3 protein-coding genes and 1 pseudogene are annotated in these 2,852 nt (G+C 68.5%); 2 read left to right on the top strand and 2 right to left on the bottom strand.

All coding sequences use genetic code 11. The features are described 5' to 3' along the window. Nucleotides 1-123: 123 nt before the first annotated feature. Nucleotides 124-304 (bottom strand): annotated as a pseudogene (locus tag VF468_19275) (LuxR C-terminal-related transcriptional regulator). Between the two features lie 103 nt (nucleotides 305-407). On the opposite strand from VF468_19275, the gene VF468_19270 reads away from it, so the two are divergent. Together VF468_19270 and VF468_19265 are read left to right on the top strand one after the other, a co-directional pair. Beyond that, the gene (locus VF468_19270; GenBank protein ID HEX5880432.1) at nucleotides 408-776 is read left to right on the top strand and encodes a hypothetical protein; all 369 of its coding nucleotides are present in this window, start codon (nucleotides 408-410) and stop codon (nucleotides 774-776) included. Nucleotides 777-999: 223 nt separating this feature from the next. Next, on the top strand, nucleotides 1,000-1,692 hold the full coding sequence (locus tag VF468_19265) for a DUF899 domain-containing protein (protein ID HEX5880431.1): 693 nt from the start codon (nucleotides 1,000-1,002) through the stop codon (nucleotides 1,690-1,692). Between the two features lie 458 nt (nucleotides 1,693-2,150). On the opposite strand, the gene VF468_19260 is transcribed toward VF468_19265, so the two are convergent. Next, nucleotides 2,151-2,630 (bottom strand): hypothetical protein, encoded by a 480-nt coding sequence (locus VF468_19260; GenBank protein ID HEX5880430.1) that lies wholly within the window; start codon nucleotides 2,628-2,630, stop codon nucleotides 2,151-2,153. Nucleotides 2,631-2,852: the final 222 nt, after the last annotated feature.

The following is a 2,852-nucleotide window of genomic DNA, read 5'->3' as shown; positions in this document are numbered from 1 at the left end:
TCGATGACCTCCTGGAGGGCTATAACCGGGCGGTCGTCGTCTGGGCGGCCAACGCGTCCGGCTCAGCGGGTGAGCCCACCACGCCGCAGCGTCCCTGAGCCAACCCCCTCGGGTGGGGCCTGGCTAGGCGTCGATGATGTTCTGCTTGTAGGCGAAGATCACCGCCTGCACCCGGTCGCGCAGGCCCAGCTTGGCCAGGTGTGGGTCTTGACGGTCGCCTCGCTGAGGTACAGGGTCGCGGCGATCTCGGCGTTGGACAGTCCTGAGCGACCAGGCGCAGCACCTCCAGCTCCCGCTGGGTGAGGCGGTTCAGGTGCGACGACGGGGGACATACCGCTGCTGCCGGGCCAACTCCTGGATCACCCGTCGGGTGACCGACGGCGACAGCAGCGCCTCGGCCATCGCGATTGCCGCTGAAGCGTCCGGCCAGAGAAGGCGGGTTCAGCCTTCTGGGCGACCGGCAGACCCAGGTCGCTGGCGGCGACGGTCCCGAGATCCAGTGGAGTTCAGCGTCCACGACCCGTGGCTGGTACGACGGCTGCCAGGGCTGCTGGACCAGGCGGGCTTCGAACCGGAGCTACGGCTATGTCGAGACCCGGGACGCCCGCCAAACCCCAACGATCGTCGACCGGGGCGCGGACGCCTTGGTTGCCGCCGGACGGATCGGCGAGGCCACCACCGCCGCGCTCAAGGCCGGGGCCCGTCAGCGCATCGCCGGAGGCCGCCTCTTCGGCCACGTCGCCTACGCCAGCCTGGTCGCCAGGCTGCCCAACTGACGTACTGGTAGCTCAACCCGGAACGCGGCTTCGCCGGCGCAAGGGCTACCGGCAGCTGCCGAGGTTCGTCGCTGCGCTCGCCCGTCACCTCGAAGCTGTTCCACCGGCATGGGATGCTCCACGAGTCGCATGAGCGGACACCCAGACGCCCCACCGCCCAGTGGTCGCGACTCGAAGCTGGACGCTCAGACGACCTCGGCCCCAAGTCTTGAGAGGAGTCGGCATGAAGACACCCCCGATCGTGTCGCCGCAGGAGTGGGAAGCTGCGCGCCAGGAGCTGCTCGTGAAGGAAAAGGAGCTGACCCGCGCCCGTGACGGGCTCGCCGCCGAGCGTCGGCGGATGCCATGGCTGGCCGTGGACAAGGCGTACCAGTTCGACGGGCCCGACGGCATGGCGAGCCTGCTCGACCTCTTCGATGGCCGCCGTCAGTTGATCGTCTACCGCGCCTTCTACGGGCCCGAGGTCACCACCTACGCCGAGGGCGGCTCATATCCGGAGCGGGCGTGCGTGGGCTGCTCGTTCGTCGCCGACCAGGTCGCGCACCCCGCCCACCTGAACGCGCGGGACACGACGCTGGTGTTCGCCTCGCGCGCCCCCCAGGCCGAGATCCAGGGCCTGAAGGAGCGCCACGGATGGGAGCACATCCCCTGGTACACGATCACCGACGACTTCGACAAGGACTTCGACGTCGACGAGTGGCACGGCACCAACGCGTTTCTCCGCGAGGGCGACCGGATCTTCCGCACCTACTTCATCGACGCCCGCGGCGACGAGCAGATGGGGAACACCTGGAACTACCTCGACATCACCGCGCTCGGCCGCCAGGAGGAATGGGAGGACTCGCCAGAGGGTTACCCGCAAACCCCGCCGTACCAGTGGTGGAACTACCACGACGCCTACAGCGAGGGCAAGTGATCACCCCAGCTCGGGAGTGTCGGTGGAGGAGCTTCCGCGCTCACCGGCGCGGGAGGGCTCGACTGCACTGCAATAGCGACATCCCTCGTCGTCCGCCTGGGAGAAACGACGGTTAGCACAGCGGTTCCCGGAGTTTGCTGACACGGCGGCCAGCGGCCGGAGAGCGCTTCCCCACCCCGGCTACTGACTGGCCCTGGAGGTTCGCGATCTTCCGGATTCCTCCAGCCGTGCTCGCTGTCGCTGCGGCGGGCTGATCTGCTGCCGAGGCCTGGATCGCGCCACAGGCCACCCGCGATCTGCGGGCCCTGCTGCGCCACCGGGGCAGGCGGCGATCGACTGCGAGCGGAGATCTTGGCCCGGCTGGCGTTCGCCTGGGTCGGCCATCGCGACCGAATGCCGACGCCCGAGACGAGCCTCCCTTGACGATGGTGTCGCCCGAGCGGCTGATTCCGACACCCTCAGTGACGTACCGAGATGTGGACGTGGTCGTCGTGGCGCAGGGTTGGGTCGCAGTTGCATGGATTCGATGGGTGCCGGTATCCGTGCCAGCCGCGGGACCCGGTCCAGATGCGGCCGTTGAAGATCACATACTTGACGTCGAAGGTGTCGGCGTGGGCGACCGCCCACTTCGCGATCCGCCAGCCGAGGGCCCGCCCCGCTGGGTTCGGGTAGTCGACCATCACGTCGATTGCGCGCCCATGGGGGTGGTCGCTTCCTTCGACCGATCCGGATGGTCGCCAGCCGCCGACCGACCGGATCCCGAAGCCCTCCCGCATCACCGCGTAGAGGCCTTTGGCGGCGGGGGTGAGCTGTTGATAGCTCGGGCTCTTGGGACCGACGAACATCCCGTCCCGGGGTGGTGTCGGGTCTCCGGCCGGGATGTCGCCCGTGGCGCGCTGGCTGGGCTGCTTGCCCATCACGCTCGTCCCGACGGACATGGTTAGGAACAGCGCCATCAGCATGGCGAGGGAGAGCCCTGCCAGGCGGTTCCTACTCATGAGGAGCAATAGGGCCTATCCTGCTCGAACACGTGTTCGAGCAGGATAGCAGGAACCCGCGGTAATTGAGGGATGGCGGAGGACGGTGCAGCGGTGCTGGTCGCCGGGCCAAGGCCGCTGAGCACCAACCGGTCTGGCGGGTGATCGGCGGCCGGAAGCAGT

The organism is Actinomycetota bacterium (assembly GCA_036280995.1).
Taxonomy (GTDB): Bacteria; Actinomycetota; CALGFH01; order CALGFH01; family CALGFH01; genus CALGFH01.
This window is presented reverse-complemented; position numbering and strand designations above follow the sequence as displayed.